Origin of the sequence: Lysobacter enzymogenes (assembly GCF_017355525.1) — a bacterium.
Lineage (GTDB): Bacteria > Pseudomonadota > Gammaproteobacteria > Xanthomonadales > Xanthomonadaceae > Lysobacter > Lysobacter enzymogenes_C.
The window spans coordinates 4841942-4860628 of the sequence record NZ_CP067395.1; the positions used below are offsets into that span (position 1 = coordinate 4841942).

At 70.8% G+C, this 18687-nt stretch carries 14 protein-coding genes and 1 pseudogene; 4 read left to right on the forward strand and 11 right to left on the reverse strand.

Annotated features, from left to right (window positions below):
* Nucleotides 1-254: 254 nt before the first annotated feature.
* The 8 genes from accC to JHW38_RS20520 all read right to left on the reverse strand — a co-directional run bounded on the left by accC (nucleotide 255) and on the right by JHW38_RS20520 (nucleotide 8129).
* A complete protein-coding gene (gene accC, locus JHW38_RS20485; RefSeq protein ID WP_207523150.1) occupies nucleotides 255-1622 on the reverse strand; it encodes an acetyl-CoA carboxylase biotin carboxylase subunit in 1368 nt (455 codons plus the stop codon).
* Entirely contained in the window at nucleotides 1612-2049 is a 438-nt protein-coding gene (locus JHW38_RS20490) for a four helix bundle protein (RefSeq protein WP_207523151.1), read from the reverse strand. Before JHW38_RS20490 ends, accC begins: the two co-directional genes overlap by 11 nt.
* A gap of 20 nt (nucleotides 2050-2069) precedes the next feature.
* On the reverse strand, nucleotides 2070-2552 hold the full coding sequence (gene accB, locus JHW38_RS20495; protein WP_207523152.1) for an acetyl-CoA carboxylase biotin carboxyl carrier protein: 483 nt from the start codon (nucleotides 2550-2552) through the stop codon (nucleotides 2070-2072).
* 67 nt (nucleotides 2553-2619) lie between these two features.
* Nucleotides 2620-3060, reverse strand: a complete 441-nt coding sequence (gene aroQ / locus JHW38_RS20500) for a type II 3-dehydroquinate dehydratase (protein WP_207523153.1) — start codon at nucleotides 3058-3060, stop codon at nucleotides 2620-2622.
* Between the two features lie 463 nt (nucleotides 3061-3523).
* Nucleotides 3524-4123 (reverse strand): TlpA family protein disulfide reductase, encoded by a 600-nt coding sequence (locus JHW38_RS20505; protein WP_207523154.1) that lies wholly within the window; start codon nucleotides 4121-4123, stop codon nucleotides 3524-3526.
* Between the two features lie 3 nt (nucleotides 4124-4126).
* The gene (gene dsbD / locus JHW38_RS20510; RefSeq protein ID WP_207523155.1) at nucleotides 4127-6730 is read right to left on the reverse strand and encodes a protein-disulfide reductase DsbD; all 2604 of its coding nucleotides are present in this window, start codon (nucleotides 6728-6730) and stop codon (nucleotides 4127-4129) included.
* Nucleotides 6727-7059, reverse strand: coding sequence for a divalent-cation tolerance protein CutA (gene cutA, locus JHW38_RS20515; RefSeq protein WP_207523156.1), 333 nt, complete (start codon nucleotides 7057-7059; stop codon nucleotides 6727-6729). Before cutA ends, dsbD begins: the two co-directional genes overlap by 4 nt.
* An 83-nt stretch (nucleotides 7060-7142) precedes the next feature.
* Complete coding sequence (locus tag JHW38_RS20520) at nucleotides 7143-8129, reverse strand: LysR family transcriptional regulator (protein WP_207523157.1); 987 nt, start codon at nucleotides 8127-8129, stop codon at nucleotides 7143-7145.
* A gap of 101 nt (nucleotides 8130-8230) precedes the next feature.
* Here JHW38_RS20520 and JHW38_RS20525 point away from each other — a divergent pair, with 101 nt between their 5' ends.
* The gene (locus JHW38_RS20525) at nucleotides 8231-9325 is read left to right on the forward strand and encodes an aldo/keto reductase (RefSeq protein WP_207523158.1); all 1095 of its coding nucleotides are present in this window, start codon (nucleotides 8231-8233) and stop codon (nucleotides 9323-9325) included.
* 176 nt (nucleotides 9326-9501) lie between these two features.
* On the opposite strand, the gene JHW38_RS20530 is transcribed toward JHW38_RS20525, so the two are convergent.
* Nucleotides 9502-10170, reverse strand: a complete 669-nt coding sequence (locus JHW38_RS20530; protein WP_207523159.1) for an SH3 domain-containing protein — start codon at nucleotides 10168-10170, stop codon at nucleotides 9502-9504.
* 174 nt (nucleotides 10171-10344) lie between these two features.
* Here JHW38_RS20530 and JHW38_RS20535 point away from each other — a divergent pair, with 174 nt between their 5' ends.
* Nucleotides 10345-11787 (forward strand): virulence factor family protein, encoded by a 1443-nt coding sequence (locus JHW38_RS20535; RefSeq protein ID WP_207523160.1) that lies wholly within the window; start codon nucleotides 10345-10347, stop codon nucleotides 11785-11787.
* Nucleotides 11788-11849: 62 nt separating this feature from the next.
* On the opposite strand, the pseudogene mprF reads toward JHW38_RS20535, so the two are convergent.
* Together mprF and JHW38_RS20545 are read right to left on the reverse strand one after the other, a co-directional pair.
* Nucleotides 11850-14447: pseudogene (gene mprF / locus JHW38_RS20540) on the reverse strand (bifunctional lysylphosphatidylglycerol flippase/synthetase MprF); the annotation flags it as partial.
* Nucleotides 14448-14715: 268 nt separating this feature from the next.
* Complete coding sequence (locus JHW38_RS20545) at nucleotides 14716-15648, reverse strand: LysR family transcriptional regulator (RefSeq protein ID WP_207523162.1); 933 nt, start codon at nucleotides 15646-15648, stop codon at nucleotides 14716-14718.
* Between the two features lie 102 nt (nucleotides 15649-15750).
* On the opposite strand from JHW38_RS20545, the gene JHW38_RS20550 reads away from it, so the two are divergent.
* Both JHW38_RS20550 and JHW38_RS20555 read left to right on the forward strand, forming a co-directional pair.
* Nucleotides 15751-16773 carry a zinc-dependent alcohol dehydrogenase family protein gene (locus tag JHW38_RS20550; RefSeq protein ID WP_207523163.1) on the forward strand — a complete coding sequence of 341 codons (1023 nt, stop codon included), beginning with the start codon at nucleotides 15751-15753 and terminating at the stop codon, nucleotides 16771-16773.
* Between the two features lie 152 nt (nucleotides 16774-16925).
* Nucleotides 16926-18452, forward strand: a complete 1527-nt coding sequence (locus JHW38_RS20555; protein WP_207523164.1) for a hypothetical protein — start codon at nucleotides 16926-16928, stop codon at nucleotides 18450-18452.
* The last annotated feature ends 235 nt before the right edge of the window (nucleotides 18453-18687 follow it).

Below are 18687 nucleotides of genomic sequence, written 5' to 3' on the forward strand. Positions count from 1 at the left end.
CGACGTGCAGGAAATGGCTACGTGGTTGGACGTGGCGCGACGCTGATCGGCGCGACGTCGGGAGCTGCGTGCGCGCAAGGCGCGCGCGGCGGGTGTGTGGGCGCGCCGCCGGCGTAGGCGGCGCGGAAAAGCGCCGACGATGTGCGGAGCACAGGTTTTCGTTGCGGCAGCTTCATCGCGAGACGCCGCCACCGCCCAAACAAAAACCCCTTCCTCGCGGAAGGGGTTTCGTCGTTTCGGCGGCGGCGCTCGGGTCAGACGATCGCGATCGTCTTTTCCTTCTGTTCCTTCAACCGCTTCTCGAGGTAATGGATGTTCATACCGCCCTGCTGGAAACCCGCGTCCGACAGGATGCGCTGCTGCAGCGGAATGTTGGTCTTGATCCCGTCCACCACCATCTCGCTCAACGCCACGCGCATGCGCGCGATCGCGGTCTCGCGGTCGGGGCCGTGCACGATCAGCTTGCCGATCATCGAATCGTAGTTCGGCGGCACGCGGTAGCCTTCGTAGATGTGGCTGTCCACGCGCACGCCGGGGCCGCCCGGCGCATGGAAGTGGTTGATCGGGCCCGGGCACGGCATGAAGGTTTCCGGGTCTTCGGCGTTGATGCGGCACTCGATCGCGTGGCCTTCCAGCACCACGTCCTCCTGCTTGATCGAAAGCTTGCGGCCGGAGGCGATCATCAGCTGCTCGCGCACCAGGTCGATGCCGGTCACCAGCTCGGTCACCGGATGCTCGACCTGGATGCGGGTGTTCATTTCGATGAAGTAGAAGCGGCCGTTCTCGTACAGGAACTCGAAGGTGCCGGCGCCGCGATAGCCGATGCGGATGCAGGCTTCCACGCAGACCTTGCCGATCTCCGCGCGCTGCTCGACGGTGATGCCCGGCGCCGGCGCTTCCTCGACCACCTTCTGGTGGCGGCGCTGCATCGAGCAGTCGCGCTCGCCGAGGTGGATGGCGTTGCCCTGGCCGTCGGCGAGCACCTGGATCTCCACGTGGCGCGGGTTCTCCAGGAACTTCTCCATGTACACCATGTCGTTGCCGAACGCGGCCTTGGCTTCGGACTTGGTGGTCTGGATCGCGGCGTTGAGATGCGCTTCGGTGTGGACCACGCGCATGCCGCGGCCGCCGCCGCCGCCGGCGGCCTTGACGATGATCGGGTAGCCGATCTCGCGCGCGATCTTGATGTTGGCGGCGTTGTCGTCGCCGAGCGGGCCGCCGCTGCCGGGCACGCACGGCACGCCGGCTTCCTTCATCGCGCGGATCGCTTCGACCTTGTCGCCCATCAGGCGGATGGTCTCGGCGCGCGGGCCGATGAAGACGAAGCCGGACTGCTCGACGCGCTCGGCGAAGTCGGCGTTCTCGCTGAGGAAGCCGTAGCCGGGATGGATCGCCTGGGCGTCGGTGACCTCGGCCGCGGCGATGATCGAGGCCATGTTGAGGTAGCTCTCCGACGACGGCGCCGGCCCGATGCAGACCGATTCGTCGGCCATGGCGACGTGCTTGAGGTTGCGGTCGACGGTGGAGTGCACCGCGACCGTGCGGATGCCCAGGGCGTGGCACGCGCGCAGGATGCGCAGCGCGATTTCGCCGCGGTTGGCGATGACGACTTTATCGAGCATGGGATTCGGGATTCGGGATTTGGGATTCGTAAGCCGCGGACGGCTCGCGGATCGTGCGTGGGCCGGAGTCGAGCGTTCTGATCAAGGCGTTCAGACGGGCGAAGGTTCGGTCGAGCAACTGGGCGAGCGACGGATCGGGTGCGACGAAGTTCAGGCGTTCGGCGATTTGCAACTGCGTGTCCAATTCAGCCAGCGAGCCGTGGGCGATCGACAGGAAGCGCAGGTATTCCGCGGTAGAGCGGCGAGCTGCGCCTTCGGCGATGTTCGAGGGCACGCTGATCGCGGTCCGACGCAGTTGCGCGGTCAATCCGAATCGCTCGGAATCGGGAAGCGTTGCGGTGTGCCGGTAGACCGACTCGACCAACGCCATCGCGTCGCGCCAGACGTCCAGGCGCTCGTGCGGCCGCGGTGACGAATCCCGAATCACTAATCCCGAATCCCGGCCGTTCAGCCAATGACGAACAGCGGCTGATCGAACTCGATCGGCTGACCGCTCTCGGCCAGGATCTTGAGCACGGTGCCGGAGACGTCGGCTTCGATCGGGTTGAACATCTTCATCGCTTCGATGATCGCCAGGGTGTCGCCGGCCTTGACCGTCTGGCCGACGCTGACGAAGGACGGCTTGTCCGGGGCCGGCGAGGTGTAGAAGGTGCCGACCATCGGCGCGCGCACGACGTGGCCGTCGGGCAGGTCGTTGCCCAGGGCCTTGGCGCTGCCGCCGGTGGCCGCTTCGGTCGGCGACTGCATCGGCATGGCCGCGGCGCGCGGTTGTTCCGGCGCGGCGTAGACCGGGGCGGCCGGCGCGAGGGCGTAGCTGCCCTTCGGCGCGCGGGCCAGGCGCACCGACTCCTCGCCTTCCTTGATCTCGATCTCGGCGAGGTTGGATTCCTCGAGCAGGTCGATCAGTTTCTTGATTTTGCGCAGGTCCATGCAACGGGCCTCTGGGTTTTGGATCTTGGGTGCGGGCCGCGCGGGGCGCGGTCCGGGCGAAAGGGGGTCAGGATGCCAGCCGTTTGATTGCGGCTTCGAGCGCGTAGCGGTAGCTGTCGGCGCCGAAGCCGCAGACCACGCCGACGGCGAGGTCGCTGAAGTAGCTGTGGTGGCGGAACGGCTCGCGGGTATGCGGGTTGGACAGGTGGATCTCGATGAAGGGGATCGCGACCGCGGCCAGGGCGTCGCGGATCGCCACGCTGGTGTGGGTGAACGCCGCCGGATTGATCAGGATCAGCGCGGTGCCGTCGCCGCGCGCGGCCTGCACGCGCTCGACCAGGACGTGCTCGGCGTTGGACTGCAGGCTCTCCAGCGCATGCCCGGCCTCGCTGGCGCGCGCGGCGAGGCCGGCGTCGATGTCGGCCAGGGTGGTGCGGCCGTAGACCTCGGGCTCGCGCGTGCCGAGCAGGTTGAGGTTGGGGCCGTGCAGGACCAGGAGCTTGGCCATCGGGACCGGGACGGTTGCCTTCAAAGGGCGGCAGTTTGCGTCAAGGCCGCAGGGTTGTCCAGGAGTTGCCCGCCAAATCGGCGAAGTTATCGTGCTTTAAGCGGTTGTTTGAGTGGCGGCTCTAAATGCCGGCACGTTCGCGGCGACAAGCGAGTGTTCGGCGCCGGATCGGCGGCGTTGGCGGCATGGACGGCGCAGGTCGCCGCGCAAGTGGTCGGGTTGCGGCCTATTCGAGCACAGCGCCGGGCGCGGCGGGGAGGGCGGGCGGCACGGGCATTGCGCGGCGGCGGTCGCAGGTCGGGGATGTCGGCAGGTCGGACCTTCGGCGCAGCGACTGTAGGAGCGACGCGAGTCGCGACCGCGACACTATGCTGACGACGCGAGCTGGCTACCCCGCGGTCGCGGCTTGCGCCGCTCCTACAGGACCGGGTATCCGATACAGAAGCGTCAGGCCGGCACCGGCCTACTGCGCCCAGCCGTCGATCTCGCCATCCACGAAAGGCCCGATCCGCTGCTTCAGCAGCCGCCCGTCCGCGCCGACCAGCACGCTGTAAGGCAGCACGCCCTTGGGATTGCCGAGCTGGACGCCGGCATCGCGCGGCCCCGGCGCGTCGAGCAGGATCGGGTAGTGCACCGGCACCCGTTGCAGGAAGGCGGTCACGTCGTCGGCGTTGTCGAGCGCGATGCCGACCACCTGGGTGCCGCCGGCGCCCTGGCTGCGCGCGTAGCGGTCCAGTTCCGGCATTTCCTTGATGCAGGGGCCGCACCAGCTGGCCCAGACGTTGATCAGCATCGGCCGGCCTGCGTAGGCCTTGGGCAACTCGACGGACTGGCCGGCGAGGTCGGGCAGGCGCAGCACGGGGATCGGCTGGCCGCGTTCGGCCATCGCCAGGTCGGCCGGTGGTTTCGGCGCCTGCATCTTCATTTCCGCCTGCAGCATGCGCTGGCCGAGTTCGGTGCGGGCGAACCAGCCGCCGCCGCCGACCACCTGCCCGGCGAGCAGGCCCAGCGCGCCGGCGGCCACGGCCACCGCGATCACTTTCACGCTCGACGGGATCGCCATCGCTTACGGCCCCGCTGCGGCAGCGCGCGCGCGTCCGGCGCGCGCGGCGAAGGGTTCGGCCTTCTCGAAACCGACCAGCCGCAGCTCGCGGCGCTCGGCGCCGTGGGCGTAATAGATCGTCATCGGCGGCCCGATCACGCCGAGCCGCTTCATCAGCGCCTGATCGGTCTCGTCGTTGGCGGTCACGTCGGCCTTGAGCAGGACGAAGCCGTCCAGCGCCTGGTGCACGGCCGGCTCGGGGAAGGTGTACTTCTCCATCTCTTTGCAGGCCACGCACCAGTCGGCGTAGAAGTCGAGCATCAGCGGCTTGCCTGCGGCCTGGGCCGCAGCGATTTCGCGGTCCAGGTCTTCGTTGGATTTGATCTTGCGGAACGGCAGCTCGGTCGATGGCGCCGTGTTGCCGCCGCCGCGCAGGTTGGCCAACGGTTGCAGCGGGTCGTGGCCGCCGGCGAGCGCGCCGAACAACTGCGCCGCGCCGGCCACGCCGAGCAGCAGCGCCACGACCCAGGCCAGCGCGCGCAGGCCGAAGCCCTGGTTCGCGCCGCCGCCGCCGAGCGCGGCCAGCACCGCCGCGCCGAGCAGCAGCGCGCCGTACAGCGCCAGCGTCGCCGCGCCGGGCAGGATGCGCGACAGCATCCACACCGCCATGCCGAGGAACACCAGTCCGAACACGCGCTGCACGCCGACCATCCACGGCCCGCTGGTCGGCAGGCCCTTGCCGGCGGCGACGCCGAACGCGAGCAGCGGCGCGCCCATGCCCATCGCCAGCGAGAACAACGCCGCGCCGCCGAACAGCGGGTCGCGGGTCTGGCCGATGTAGATCACCGCGGCGGCCAGCGGCGGCGCCACGCAGGGGCCGACGATCAGCGCCGACAGCGCGCCCATGATCGCCACGCCGGTCCACGAGCCGCTGCGCTGGCGGTCGCTGACCTGGCCGACCAGGCTGCGCAGCTTGTGCGGCAGCTGCAGTTCGAACAGGCCGAAGCTCGACAGCGCCAGGGCCACGAACAGCAGCGCGAACAGCACGATCACCCACGGCGTCTGGAACGCGATCTGCAGGTTGGCGCCGACCAAGCCGGCGACGACGCCGGCGATGGTGAACACCACCGCGCTCGCCAGCACGTACACCAGCGACAGCGCGAACGCGCGGCGCGCGCCGAGGCCCGGGCCGCGGCCGACGATCAGGCCCGACAGGATCGGGATCATCGGCAGCACGCAGGGGGTGAACGCCAGCAGCAGGCCGAAGCCGAAGAACGTGAGCAGCGCGAAGTAGCGGTTCGGGCCGGACAGGGACGCGGCGAGCAGGCTGTCTTCGGCTTGCGGTGCGGCGTCGGCGGGGGCGGCAGCGGCAGGCGCGGCGGCGGTAGCGCCGGTCGCAGCGGCGGCAGTCGCCGCGTTCGTGTCGCTGCTGGCAGCGCCGCCTGCGGTCGCGGCGGAGCCGCTTGTGTCGGTTGCGGCGCTGTCGTTCGCAGCGGACGCATCAACGCCGGCATCGGCCGTTGCGCTGGCAGCGGCGCCGGCCGCTGCGTTCGCTGCGGCGGCGCCCGCATTCGCTGGCGTCGCATTCGCAGCGGTGGCGGCCGTTGCCGCCGCGGCGACGGCGGCCTGCGTCGTCACCGTCCCGCGCGGCAGATCGACGCTGATCTTGCGCGTCATCGGCGGATAGCAGATGCCGTCGGTCTGGCAGCCCTGGAAACCGGCGGTCAGCACCACTTTGCCGGCCTCGGCGGTCTTGCGCAGCAGCGGCAGCGGCACGTCGATCTGGTCGAAGAACACGGTGACGTTGCCGAAGTGCTCGTCGCGGTGCGCGGTGCCGCGCGGCCACTGCGGCTGGCCGGCGGCGATGTCGGCGCGGTCGGTCTTCAGCGAAGTCTTGTCGCGATACAGGTAATAGCCGCGCGCCGGCGTGAAGCGCAGCAGCAGGGTGTCGCCGTCTTTGGCGATGGCTTCGAAACCGAAGGCCTGTTCCGGCGGCAGCGGCAGCGCGTCGGTGCCGGCGCTGGCGCCTGCGCCTGCGGCCGGCGCGCTCAGCGGCGAGGCGCCGCCGAGCAGCGGATTGCTGGCGCCGCCGCGCGCGCCGAACGTCGCCAGCGGCGCGGCCGCGGGCGCCGGGTCCATGGCGGGCGCGGCATTGGCGGCGGCCGGCGCGGCCAGCGCGACCTCGATCGTGCGCGTCTGCGGCGGATAGCACACGCCGGCATCGGCGCAGCCCTGGTACTTGATCGTCAGCTTGGCGCTGGCGGCCTTGGCCTGGCCGGGCAGGGTCGCGGCCACGTCCTGGTGGTAGGTCTCCACATCGCCGAAGAACTGGTCGCGGTAGGCCTTGCCCTTCGGCAGTTGCAGCGCCTGCGCGGCGAAGCCGGCATCGCTCTTGACCGAGATGCGGTGGCGATAGAGGTAGTAGCCCTTGGCCACCTTCCATGAGATCGCGATGCGGTCCGGCGCCGGCGATTGCGCGCTGACGGCGAAGGCCTCGTCGACCGGCAGCAGGTCTTTTTCGTCCACGGCCAGCGCGTGCGCGGCGGCGGACAGGCCGAGCACGGCCAAGGCGAGGGCGGCGCCGGCGCGCCAAGCGCGCCGGCCGCGGAAAGCGGAGAGGAAGGTCATCGGTCGGGAGTCTGTTCGTTTACCCATCGCGCATACGGCTCGGAGACGTCGCGCGGTTCGACCACGATCATCTCCGGCAGTTCATACGGATGCAGTTGCGCCAATCGTTGCATCGCCGCGCCGTAAACCGTGACGCGGGTCTTGATCAGCAGCTGGATTTCGCTGGCGCGTTCGATCCGGCCCTGCCAGCGGTAGACCGAGGTGGCGCCGGGGATCTGGGTGACGCAGGCCGCCAGCCCTTCTTCGACCAGGGTCTGGGCGACGGTGTCGGCGCTGGCCTGGTCGGGACAGGTGGTGAGCAGCAGCATGGGCTGGGTGTCGACGCGCATGGCCCCAGTGTAAGCGGCCGGCGCGGCGCGGACGCGGGCGGCTGCGACGATCGGCGTCACCGATCCGCGCTGCGCCGCGCGCCTCAACGCCGGCCGGGGCGGGCCGCGGGACGGCGCGCGGCCGCTGGCTTTGCCGATCCGGGGCGTTGGCGCGCATGCACCGGCGCCTGCCGCTCGTGGACGAAATCGACGAACGCGCGCAGCGGCGCCGGCATCTGCCGCCGGCTCGGGTAATACAGATAGAAGCCGGGGAACGCCGGCGTCCACTCGGCCAGCACCCGTTGCAGACGGCCGGCGGCGAGCGCTTCGCGCACGTGGAAGTCGAACAGATAGGCCAGGCCGATCCCGTCGAGGACCGCACGCAGCGCCACTTCGGGCTCGGTGACGATCAGCGGGCCTTCGACCGCGGCTTCGAGCTTCTCCGGCCCGTTCGCCGCGGCGCGTTCGAATTCCCAGTGGTACAGGCTGCCGTCGGTGGGCCAGCGGAAATTGACGCAGCGGTGCTTGCGCAGCTCGCGCGGGTCGCGCGGAACGCCGTTGCGCTGCAGGTACTCCGGTGCGCCGACCACCATCATTTCCGCATCGCCGCCGAGGCGCACCGTGACCATGTCCTGCTCGACCATCTCGCCCAGGCGCACGCCGGCGTCGAAGCGGCCGGCGACGATGTCGACGAGGCGGTCGTCGGTGACCAGGTCGACGACGATGTCGGGATAACGCGCATGAAACTCGCCGAGCAACGGCGCGATGTGCTGCACCGCCGCGATGCGCGAAGCGTTGATCCGCAGCAGCCCGGCGGGCGTATCGCGCTCGTCGCGCACTTGCGCCACCGCTGCGTCGAGATCGTCGAGCGCCGGCCGCAGTTTCGCCAGCAAACGCGCGCCGGCCTCGCTCGGCGCGACCGAGCGGGTGGTGCGGTTGAGCAGGCGCACGCCGAGGCGTTCTTCGAGCGTGCGGATGGTCTGGCTCAGCGCCGACGGCGACAGCCCCAGGTGCGCGGCCGCGCGCACGAAGCTGCCGTGTTCGGCGATGGCGGCGAAGGCGCGCAATTCGGCGTAGTCGCTGCCGCGCATGGATTATGCTCCGTTCGCTAAATGGCCCATGCGGATAATGCCGGACTAACGCAGCAGTGTCCGCGGCGCAGGATGCCGGCATTGCCACCGGAGACGCCGCCATGAGCACTGCCCGCACTGCCGCCGCCCTGCCTGCTTCGCTGACCGACTACCGCCTGCTCGGCCGTTCCGGCCTGCGCGTTTCGCCGTTGTCGCTCGGCGCGATGACCTTCGGCACCGATTGGGGCTGGGGCGCCGACGAAGCCGAAGCGCGGCGGATCTTCGACACCTACCTCGAGCGCGGCGGCAATTTCATCGACACCGCCAACCAGTACACCGGCGGCAGCTCGGAGCGCCTGCTCGGCCAGTTCGCCGAAGGCCGCCGCGAAGAGCTGGTGATCGCCACCAAGTACACCCTGACCGCGCGGCCGAAGGACCCCAACGCCGGCGGCAACCAGCGCAAGAGCATGGTGCGTTCGGTCGAGGACAGCCTGCGCAAGCTGCGCACCGACTACATCGACCTGCTGTATCTGCACGCCTGGGACGAGACCACGCCGGTCGAAGAAGTGCTGCGCGCGATGGACGACCTGGTCCGCGCCGGCAAGCTGGTCTACGTCGGCATTTCCGATACTCCGGCGTGGCAGATCGCGCGCATGCAGGCGATCGCCGACCTGCGCGGCTGGTCGCCGCTGATCGCGCTGCAGATCCAGTACAGCCTGATCGAGCGCACGGTCGAGCGCGAGCTGATGCCGATGGCGCGCGAACTCGGCCTCGGCGTGGTGCCGTGGTCGCCGCTGGGCATGGGCGTGCTGACCGGCAAGTACAGCCGCGCCGATCTCGACATCGGCAGCGGCGTGCCCGAAGCGGTCGGCACGCGCAAGAACGTTGCCGCCAGCAACGGCGCGCTGACGGCGCGCGCGCTCGATATCGCCGAGGTGGTCAAGGACGTCGCGGCGGAACTCGGCAAGACGCCGGCGCAGGTCGCGCTGGCGTGGACGCTGCTCGATCCCGCGGTGACTTCGCCGATCGTCGGCGTGCGCACGCTGGCGCAGTTGGAGGACAACCTCGGCGCGCTCGACGTCCGCTTCGACGAGGCGCAGCGCGCGCGGCTGGATGCGGCGAGCCGGATCGAGCTCGGATTCCCGCACGATTTCCTCAAGTCGCCGATGGTGCACAGCGTCGTGTTCGGCGAGGTCAAGCCGCCGGTTCGGGCCTGATTTCCGCGCTGCGGGAACAACCGGCGGCAACGATGCAGCGGTACTGCACTGTGGCAGGGCCTTCAGGCCCGACGCTTTAGGCTCCGGCCGCCGCGTCGCATCGGATCGGAAAGCGTCGGGCCTGAAGACCCTCCCACACAGAGCGCGCCGCTATCGGGTGCGAAGGCCCGACCGCATCAAATGCCGTCGCAACTGGTTTCCTGGATCGCGCACAGGCGGTCGACCCAGGCGCGGAAACGGCCGCCGGCGAGGCCCGCCTTGGCCGCGGGCTTGATCTCCAGGCTGGCGCCGATATCGCGTTCGACCGGGCCGTACTCGACCAACGCCCAACGCCCCGAACAGCCCGCCAAACGGCCCGAACCGACGAAGGCGTCGCTGTCGAAACCCATCCCGTCGCGTCCGCTCACGACCGCCGGCGCTTTCGCATCCGGACGCTGCCGGCCGACCTGCGCCTGCGACTTGACCGCGAGCTTGCGCCCGCTGACCCAGCCCGTGCCCTTGAACATCGGCCGCTGCGGGCCTTCGACCAGCGCGTCGTTGTCCTGCGCGCCGCGGATCTTGAACCAGCCGTCGGCGCCGGCGATCACCTCGACCTCGACCATCGCGCTGATCGGCGGCTCGTCGCCGCTGCGCCGGATCGGCGGCAAGGTGCCGAGCACCTTGTGCGCGGTGCCCGGGCCGGCGCGGACGTTGAGTCCGGCCGGGTCGGTTTCGTTGACGAAGGCGCCGAACGAGCACGCGGTTTCGCCGACCGGCGGCGCCGCGACGGCGCTGGGTTGCGCTGGCGCCGGCAGCGCGGCGAACAGCGCGGTGGCGGCGAAAACGATGGCGGCCGTGCGTGGCATGGGGCGGGCTCCTTGCGTGATCTTCGCGCCCGGTCGGGCCCGCCGATCATAAACGCCGCGGGCGTCGGCGCATGCGGCGCGGCCGCGCCTGGCGCAGTCGCGGCGGGAAACGGCGCTTCGACGCATTCTCTCGACACCCTCGCCGGTATAAGGTGGCGCACCCAGGAGATCCCCATGCGCGCGCCGTTCCGTTCGTCCACCGCCTTCACCGCATGCGTTCTCGCCGCCGGCCTGTGCGCGGCGTTCGCCGCGCCCGCATCGGCCGCGCCCGCCGCTGCGGCGCCCGCGACCGCGTCGGTCGGCGAAATCACCCACGGCCGGTTCGTGCGCACGCCGGTGCGCCTGCCGCAGGGCGACGCCAAGCGCTTCGTGATGTGGTTCGCCGACGGCGTCGAGGCGGCCGCGCGCAAGACCCGGGTCGACGCGCTCGTCGCCGACGGCGCGATGGTGGTCACGGTCGATCTGGCCGCATTGGAGGCCGCGCTGCGCAAGGACGGCGGCAAATGCAATTTCTCGTCCGGCGACGTCGAGAATTTCTCGCGTTACGTGCAGGCCTACTACCGCCTGCCGACCTATCACCTGCCGTTGCTGCTCGGCGACGGCGAAGGCGCGTCATTCGCGTACGCGATCGCCGCGCAGGGCAACGCCGGCCTGTTCGCCGGCGCGGTGTCGCTGGGGTTCTGCCCGAGCCTGCGCGCCGCGCAGGCGCTGTGCCCGAGCGGTTCGCTGAAGCTGCACGTCGAAGGCCAGCGCGCGCAGTTGCAGGCGCAGCCGCTGCAGGTGCCGTGGCTGCTGGCCGCGCACGGCGGCGGCAAGGCGGCGTGTCCCGCCGCGCAGGCCGAAGCCTTCGCCGGCGCGGTGCCGCAGGCGCGCACGTTCAAGCGCGACGCGCGCGGCGACGCGCTGCCGGGGCTGCGCGCGGCGCTGGTGTCGCTGGGCGCGCAACGCCACGCCAGCCTGCCGCCGCCGCCGGCCGATCTGGCCGGATTGCCGGTCAACGAAATGCCGGCGCAGTCCGGCGGCAACACCGACACCTTCGCGGTGTTCGTTTCCGGCGACGGCGGCTGGGCCGACGTCGACAAGAGCGTCAGCAAGCGCCTGGCCGAAGCCGGCATACCGGTGGTCGGCGTGGATTCGCTGCGTTACTTCTGGAGCCCGCGCACGCCGCAGAGCTTCGGCGCCGACCTCGACCGCATCGTGCGTTACTACAGCGCGCAGTGGAAACGTTCGCGCGTCGTTTTTGTCGGCTTCTCGCAAGGCGCCGACGTGCTGCCGGGCGGCTACAACCAGTTGCCGCCGGCCACGCGCGAACGGGTGCGGCTGACCGCGCTGCTGTCGCCGGGGCAGAAGGCCGAATACGAATTCCACCTCAGCAACTGGATCGGCAGCAGCGGCAAGGGCTTGCCGATCGCGCCGCAGGTCGCGCAGATGCCGGCCGCGCAGGTGCTGTGCATCTACGGCAGCGAAGACGCCGACGCGCTATGCCCGCATCTGCCGGCGGGCGGGGTGCGGATCGAGAAGATGCACGGCGATCATCACGTCGACGGCGATTACGACGGCGTCGCCGCGCGGGTGCTGTCGGCGGCGGGGATCGCCTCGCCGCCCGCGTCGCCCTGAGGCGCCGGCGCGCTGTTGACCGGCGCGCTGCTGGGAAACCGCGCGACCTTGCGTTCGTTCTCGTCGTCGCGGCGCGGGTCCAGCGAAATCAGCCGGGTCACATCGATCAGCGCCGCCGGCAGATGCATGCCGGCCGGCGCGGCGAGATAGCGCGTGCGCCAGACCGGATCGAACTTGGCCTTGAACCGGCGCAGCCCGACGAAGCCGTAGAAGCGCTCGCCGTGGCGCGCGATCAGATTCGCGAAGCGGTTCCAGCGCCCGGCCAGCCGGTGCTGGGCCAGCCCCGACAGCGGCGCCATGCCGAGCGAGAAACGCTCGAAGCCGTGCTCGCGGCCCCATAGCAGCAGCTCGGCGAACATGAAATCCATCGTGCCCTTGGGCGCGTCCGCGGCGTGGCGCATCAGGTCGATCGACAGCTCGCGGCCGTTGCTGGCGTTCCACACGTTGGCGAAGGCGACGATGCGGCCTTCGTGCTCGATCAGCGCCACCGGCAGGCGTTGCAGATAGGCGTGGTCGAAACTGCCGAGCGAGAAGCCCTTTTCCTCGCCGGACTTCAGCTCCAGCCATTCGTCGGAGATGTCCTCCAGCGCCGGCAGCAGCGCGCCGACCTGTTCGGCCGCGACCATGCGGAAGCTCAGGCCCGAGCGCTTGCCGCGGTTCCAGGCCTGGCGCAAGTCGGCGCGGTTGGGGCCCTGCAGGTTGAAATCGGTCAGCGGCACCAGCGCTTCTTCGCCGAGCTTGACCAGGGTCAGGCCGAGGTCGAGATAGGTCTGCCAGTACTGCTCGCCGACTTGGTAGAACACCGGCCGCACGCCCATCCGGTCGGCTTCCTCGCGGAAGCGCCAGATCAGTTCGCGCGCGACCTCCGGCGGGCCGATCGGGTCGCCCATCGCGATCAGCGAACCGCCGTAGCGCTGCATCATCATCAGCCCGCGCTGCTGCGGGTCCAGCAGCAGCGCCTTGTCGCCGGTCAGCGCCAGATGCACCTGGCTGTCCTCGGCGAGCGCCAGGATCGGCCGGATCGCCTCGAGCTGGGCCGCGTCCGCCGCCGGCAGCGCGGTGCGCGCCGCGTGCAGCAGCCGCGCCAGCCCGAACGCGATCACCGCCACGCTGACCAGCAGCATCGCCCGCAGCGCGCGCGGCGCGTTGCCGGAGACCAGGAATTCCCACCACAGCTCGTTGCGGTATTCGACGTGGCTGTAGGCGAAGAACAGCAGCCAGATCGCCGCGATCAGCACCAGCCCGAGGTTGCGCAGCCAGCGCCACGACCAAGCCTCGTCGAGCAAAGCGCCCTGGCGGTAGAACTCGCGCCGCGCCGCCCACAGCGCCAGCGCCACCAGCGGCGGCGCCAGCGCCAGCAGCCAGTGGCCGCCGCGCAGCCACGACGGCAGCGGCAGCAGGATGCACACGCCCAGCGCCAGCGCCCACGCGGCGTGGCTGCGCCGTTGCAGGCCCTGGCCGATCAGCAGCAGGCCGACGCCGCCGAGGCTGGCGAGCAGTTGCGAGGTTTCGATCAGCGGCAGCGGCGCGTGGTTGAGGCGACGCTGCGGCTTGGGCAGGGTGCCGTCGAGGATCAGCGCGGCGCCGAGCACGAACGCGGCCAGCGCGATCACGTGCGGCAGCCACGGCCGCACCGCCAGCCACGCGGTGCGCAGCGCGCCGGCGCTCTGCGCCATCGGTCCGCGCGCGGACGCGACCAGACCGAGCACGGTCGCCAGCACCAGCGGCGCGGCGTAGTAGGTGATGCGGTAGGCCAGCGCCGCCGCCAGCAGGCTGGCGGGCGCGACGCCGGGCAGCAGCTTGAGCAGGCTCCACTCGAACACGCCGATGCCGGCCGGCACGCTCGACACCAAGCCCGCCAGCATCGCCACCAGATAGAGGCCGACGAAACCGACGAAGCTGGTGCCCGATTCGGCCGGAATCGACGGCGCCAGCAGCACGTACAGCGCGCCGCCGGCCAGCGCCAGTTCGACCACGCTCAGCGCGGTCACGCTGAGCACGGTGCGGCGGTCGGGCAGCCACAGCGCGTGTTCGCGGAAACGCAGGGTGCGGCCGTCGCGGCCGACCAGATACAACAAGCCGAGAAAGGCGATCGCGACCGCGCCGCCGGCGACCCGGATCGCCTGTTCGCTCAGCGGCAACAGCAACGCCGCCGGCGCGGGTTCGAACAACAGCGCGCAGGCCAGCAGCACCCAGGCGCCGAACACGAAGCCGAGCGTGCTCATCAGCACCACCTGGCCGATGTCGGCCAGCGACAGCCCGGCCGCGCCGTAGCCGCGCAGGCGCACCGCGCCGCCGGTCAGCGCGGCGAAGCCCAGGGTGTGGCCGACCGCGTTGGCGATGAAGGCGGTCAGGATCAGCCGCATCGGCTTGACCTTGGCCGCGTTGCGGCGCAGGCCGATGGCGTCGAAGCCAACCAAGCAGGCATAACTCGCGAGGCCCAGCAGAAAAGCCAAGGCGATACGGAGAGAGTCGAGCTGCCGCGAAGCCTCCTTGATCGCATGCAACCCATGCCCGCTGAACTCCCCCGCCAGCGCGCGCAGCGCCAGCGCCAGGATCGCCAGGCTGGCGAGCATCGACAGCGCGCGGCGCCAGTTCGAAGACGGGGTTGCGGCCGGTGCGGCGGCGGCGGGCGCGGTGGGGGAAGGCTGGGAGCTCATGCGGCGGGGGCGGCGAAGGTGGGCAAAGCTTTCAGCAAACTGCGCTAAAACGGAATGAGGGGGCGCTGGACGCTTCGTACCGGCAGGTAACGGCATGTACGGCGCTGGCGCGGATCGCCGCGGTTTTCAGCGGTTTCGGCGCTGACGGCGAGGCCGCGGCGGGCCGATCCGAGGATGCGGGCCGGGACGTCGGACTGCGGCAGGGCGACGCAGTTGCGCGGATCGGCGTGCTGATCGACGGGGCGCCGCGGCCGCAGGCGTTGCGGCCTCAGCCGGCCAGAATCCGCTCCCACACCGCCGGCGCGCCGATGCTTTCTTCGATGAAGTTCACGAACGCCTCGACCTTGCGCGGCCGGTACTCGCGCCCCGGATACACCGCATGGATGCCGATCGGCAGCAGGCACCAGTCCGGCAGCACCTCGACCAGACGGCCGGCGGCCAGTTCCTCGGCCACGGCGAAGGTCGCGGTCTGCAGGATGCCGTCGCCGCGCAGCGCCGCGTCGACCAGCGGCACGCCGTAGTTGGCGCGCAGCCGGCCGCTGACCGGAACGCGCAGCGGCGTGCCGTCGCCGCGGCCGCGGCCGTGGAACTCCCACGCCGGCACGTCGCGGAACAGGGTGTAGTGCAGGCAGTCGTGTTCGGCCAGCTGCTCCGGCGCGGTCGGCGCGCCGCGCCGGGCCAGGTACGCCGGCGCGGCGACCAGGATGCGCCGGGTCTGGGCGATGCGCCGCGCGACCAGACGCGAATCGGTCAGCGCGCCGATCCGGATCGCGCAGTCGAAGCCCTCGCCGATCAGGTCGACGTAACGGTCGTCGAACTGCACGTCCAGGGCGATGCCGGGGTGGCGGTCGAGGAACTCGCCCAGCCGCGGCATCACGTACATGCGGCCGAAGTTCATCGGCAGCGACACCCGCAGCTCGCCTTGCGGCTGCGCGGCGCGGTCGTTGACGCGTTCGCCGGCGGCGAGGATCTGCGCCAGCGCCGGCGCGACCTCGGCGTGGTAGTGGCGGCCGGCTTCGGTGAGGCTCAGGCGCCGGGTCGAGCGGTTCAGCAGCTTGGCGCCGAGCCGCGCCTCCAGCGCGTTGAGCCGGCGGGTGATCGCGCCGGGCGTGACCTCCAACTGGCGCGCGGCGGCGGTGAAGCTGCCGTGGCGCAGGATCGCCTCGAAGGCTTCGAGCTCGGAATACAGGCCGCCGATCATTATTGAGGTTGGATCAATGATGAGTTGTCGGCGCGATCCTATATCGCTTCCCTACTCAACAATAGCCTGTGCGTCCCGACCCTCGCCCCTCCGGAGCCCGTCATGGACGCTTTCCAGCTGCAAGGCACCACCCTCGATTCCCTGCGCCGCGTCGACCTGCCCGAGCCGCAGCCCGGCCCCGGCGAGGTCCGCATCCGCGTCGCCGCCGCCTCGGTCAATTACCGCGACTACGCCCTGGCCACCGGCCGCTACCAGGCCGACCTGCCGCGCCCGTTCGTGCCGCTGTCCGACGGCGTCGGCCGCATCGACGCGCTCGGCGCGGGCGTCAGCGGCTGGGCCTTGGGCGAACGGGTGATCGGCCACTACACGACCGCGTGGCTGGACGGCCCGTTCAAATCCGAAAACCACCTCAGCAAGCTCGGCGGCCCGCGCGACGGCTGGCTGGCGCGCTGGATCGTGCTGCCGGCCACCGCGATCGCGCGCGCGCCGGACTACCTCGACGACGCGGCCGCCTCGACCTTGCCGGTGTCCGGCCTGACCGCCTGGAACGCGCTGCGCAAGCTCGAACTCGCGCCCGGCGCCAGCGTGCTGGTGCAAGGCAGCGGCGCGGTGTCGCTGATGGCGCTGCAATTGGCCGCGGCGCGCGGCATGGACGTGATCGCCACCACCGGCGATGCGCGCAAGGCCGAACTGCTGCGTTCGCTCGGTGCGCGCGCGACTGTCGATTACCGCAGCACCCCGGACCTGCCGGCCGCGGTGCGCGCGCTGACCGGCGGGCGCGGCGTCGACGGCATCGTCGATGTGGTCGGCGGGCAGCAGTTGCTGTCGCTGCTCGGCGCCGCCGCCGACAACGCGCACATCGCCCTGATCGGTTTTCTCGACAGCATGGACGTGGCCGGCAATCTGGTCGGCCCGATCATGGTCCACCAGCTCAACCTGCACGGCGTCAGCGTCGGCAGCCTCGCCGACCTGCGCGCGTATCTGGACGAGCTGGACGCGCGCCGGATCGTGCCGGTGGTCGGCGAACGCTACGGCTTCGACGACGGCGCCCGCGCGATCGCCGCGGTGGCCGGCGCGGGCGCGCGCGCGCCGGGCAAGCCGGTGGTGGTGTTCGACCGATCCTGAACAGGCAACGACCTGCGGCCAACCCTAGGCCGCGCGCGCCGGAACCGGGAAAAGCCCGTCCGGCGCGGGTTTCCCTAGGGTCCGTCCCAGCTTTCCGCGCGCCGATGCGCGGGCGCATGGTAGCCATACGCTATCGAGCAGGGGGCAAGGCCATGATCTACGACCGGTTCGGGGACTTCGCGGTTCGCTACAACCCGCCGCCGCCCCCTCCGCCGCCCCCGCCGCCGAAGCCCGAACCGCTGCCGCAAGGCGACGGCAACTTCGCCGGGCAGATCGCCGGCAAGGACCCGAAGAAGGGCAGCGATCTGCAGTTCGCGCAGATGGCCAACGACGTCTATACCCCGATCCCGACCGATGTGCAGGGGACCAACGTCGCCACCGGCACCCAGTCCGGCAAGGAACTCGAAGCCGCGGGTTGGGACCGCTTGCAGCCGCAAGGCGATCATCTGGTCGACAACCAGGGCCGCGAGATCGCGATCGACCCGTCCGAACTCGAAGACCCGGTCAGCGGCTTCCGCGCGGCGATCTACCAGAACGACAAGGGCCAGTATGTGGTCGCCTTCGCCGGCACCAACGACTGGGGCGTCGGCGAAGGCGGCGACTCCGACGACAACCTCGGCCAGGGCGCGGGCTTCCAGACCCAGGAATACAGCCAGGCGATGGCGCTGGGCCGCCGCGCCGAAGCGGTGTTCGGCGACGGCAACGTCGCTTTCGCCGGGCAGTCGCTCGGCGGCGGTCTGGCTTCCGCAGCGACGCTCGCCACCGACTCGGCCGGCGTCACCTTCAACTCCTCGGGCCTGAGCAACGACACGCTCGAAGATCTGGGCTTCAATCCCAACGCGGTGCGCAGCGAGACCGCCGACAGCGGCCAGATCCGCCGCTACGTGGTCAATTACGAGCCGCTCAACACGATCCAGCAGGACGTGCCGATCCTCAACATGGCGCCGGATGCGGTCGGCCGCGAATTCCGCGTCGACATTCCCGACGGCATCTCGCCGTTCGATCTGGGCGCGACCCACGGCGGCGGCGGCGACGGCGCGTCCTACGTCGAAGCGCTGCGCACCGAAACGCCGTACCGTCCCGACGACATGTTCCTCGATCCGGGCGCGCTGGAAGACAAGACGATCCAGCGCGGCGCTGAGCTGGTCTTCAACGGCGTCGGCAGCATCCTCGAGAACGGCACGACGATGGTCGGCGACATCACCGATTCGGTGTCCAACAAGGTCGACGACATCAAGCAGGTCATCGACACCGACTTCGCCGACGGCGACTACGTCGAAGGCAGCTTCAACCTCGCCGGCGACGTGATCGAAGGCGGCTTCAACGTCGTCGGCGACATGGGCAAGGGCACGCTCAACGCGGTCGGCGACCTGACCACCGACGTGACCAACTTCGGCGGCGGCGTGCTGCGCGACCTCGGCGAGTTCACCGGCCTGGAAACGCCGTTCAACGGCGTGGCCAGCTTCGTCGAAGGCACCGGCGAGGTGGTCGACACGGTCGCCGAATTCGGCGGCGACGCGGTCGAGTGGGTGGCCGACGGACTCGGCACGGTCAGCGAAGGCGTGGTCGATTTCGCCGGCGACGTGACCCAGGGCGTGACCGACGTGGCCCAGGCCACCGGCGAAGCCATCAGCGACGGCGTCGACGCCGGCGTGAACTGGGTCAAGAGCTGGTTCTGACGACGCTCGCGAGGCCCGCGAAATCCCGCGAACCCGAACTGGATGAACGCGCACGGCCGCCGCGTTGCGGCCGTCGCGCGCGCTGACCTATGCTGAGCCCATGCCGCCACTCCGCCGCACGTCCCGCTCCGCTTCCGACTCGCGCCGCCCGGCGCGCCCCGCTTCGACGCAGCGCGCGCCGTTGCTGCGCGCCGCGCTGCTCGGCGCGCTGATGCTGGCCGCTTGCGCCGCCTGC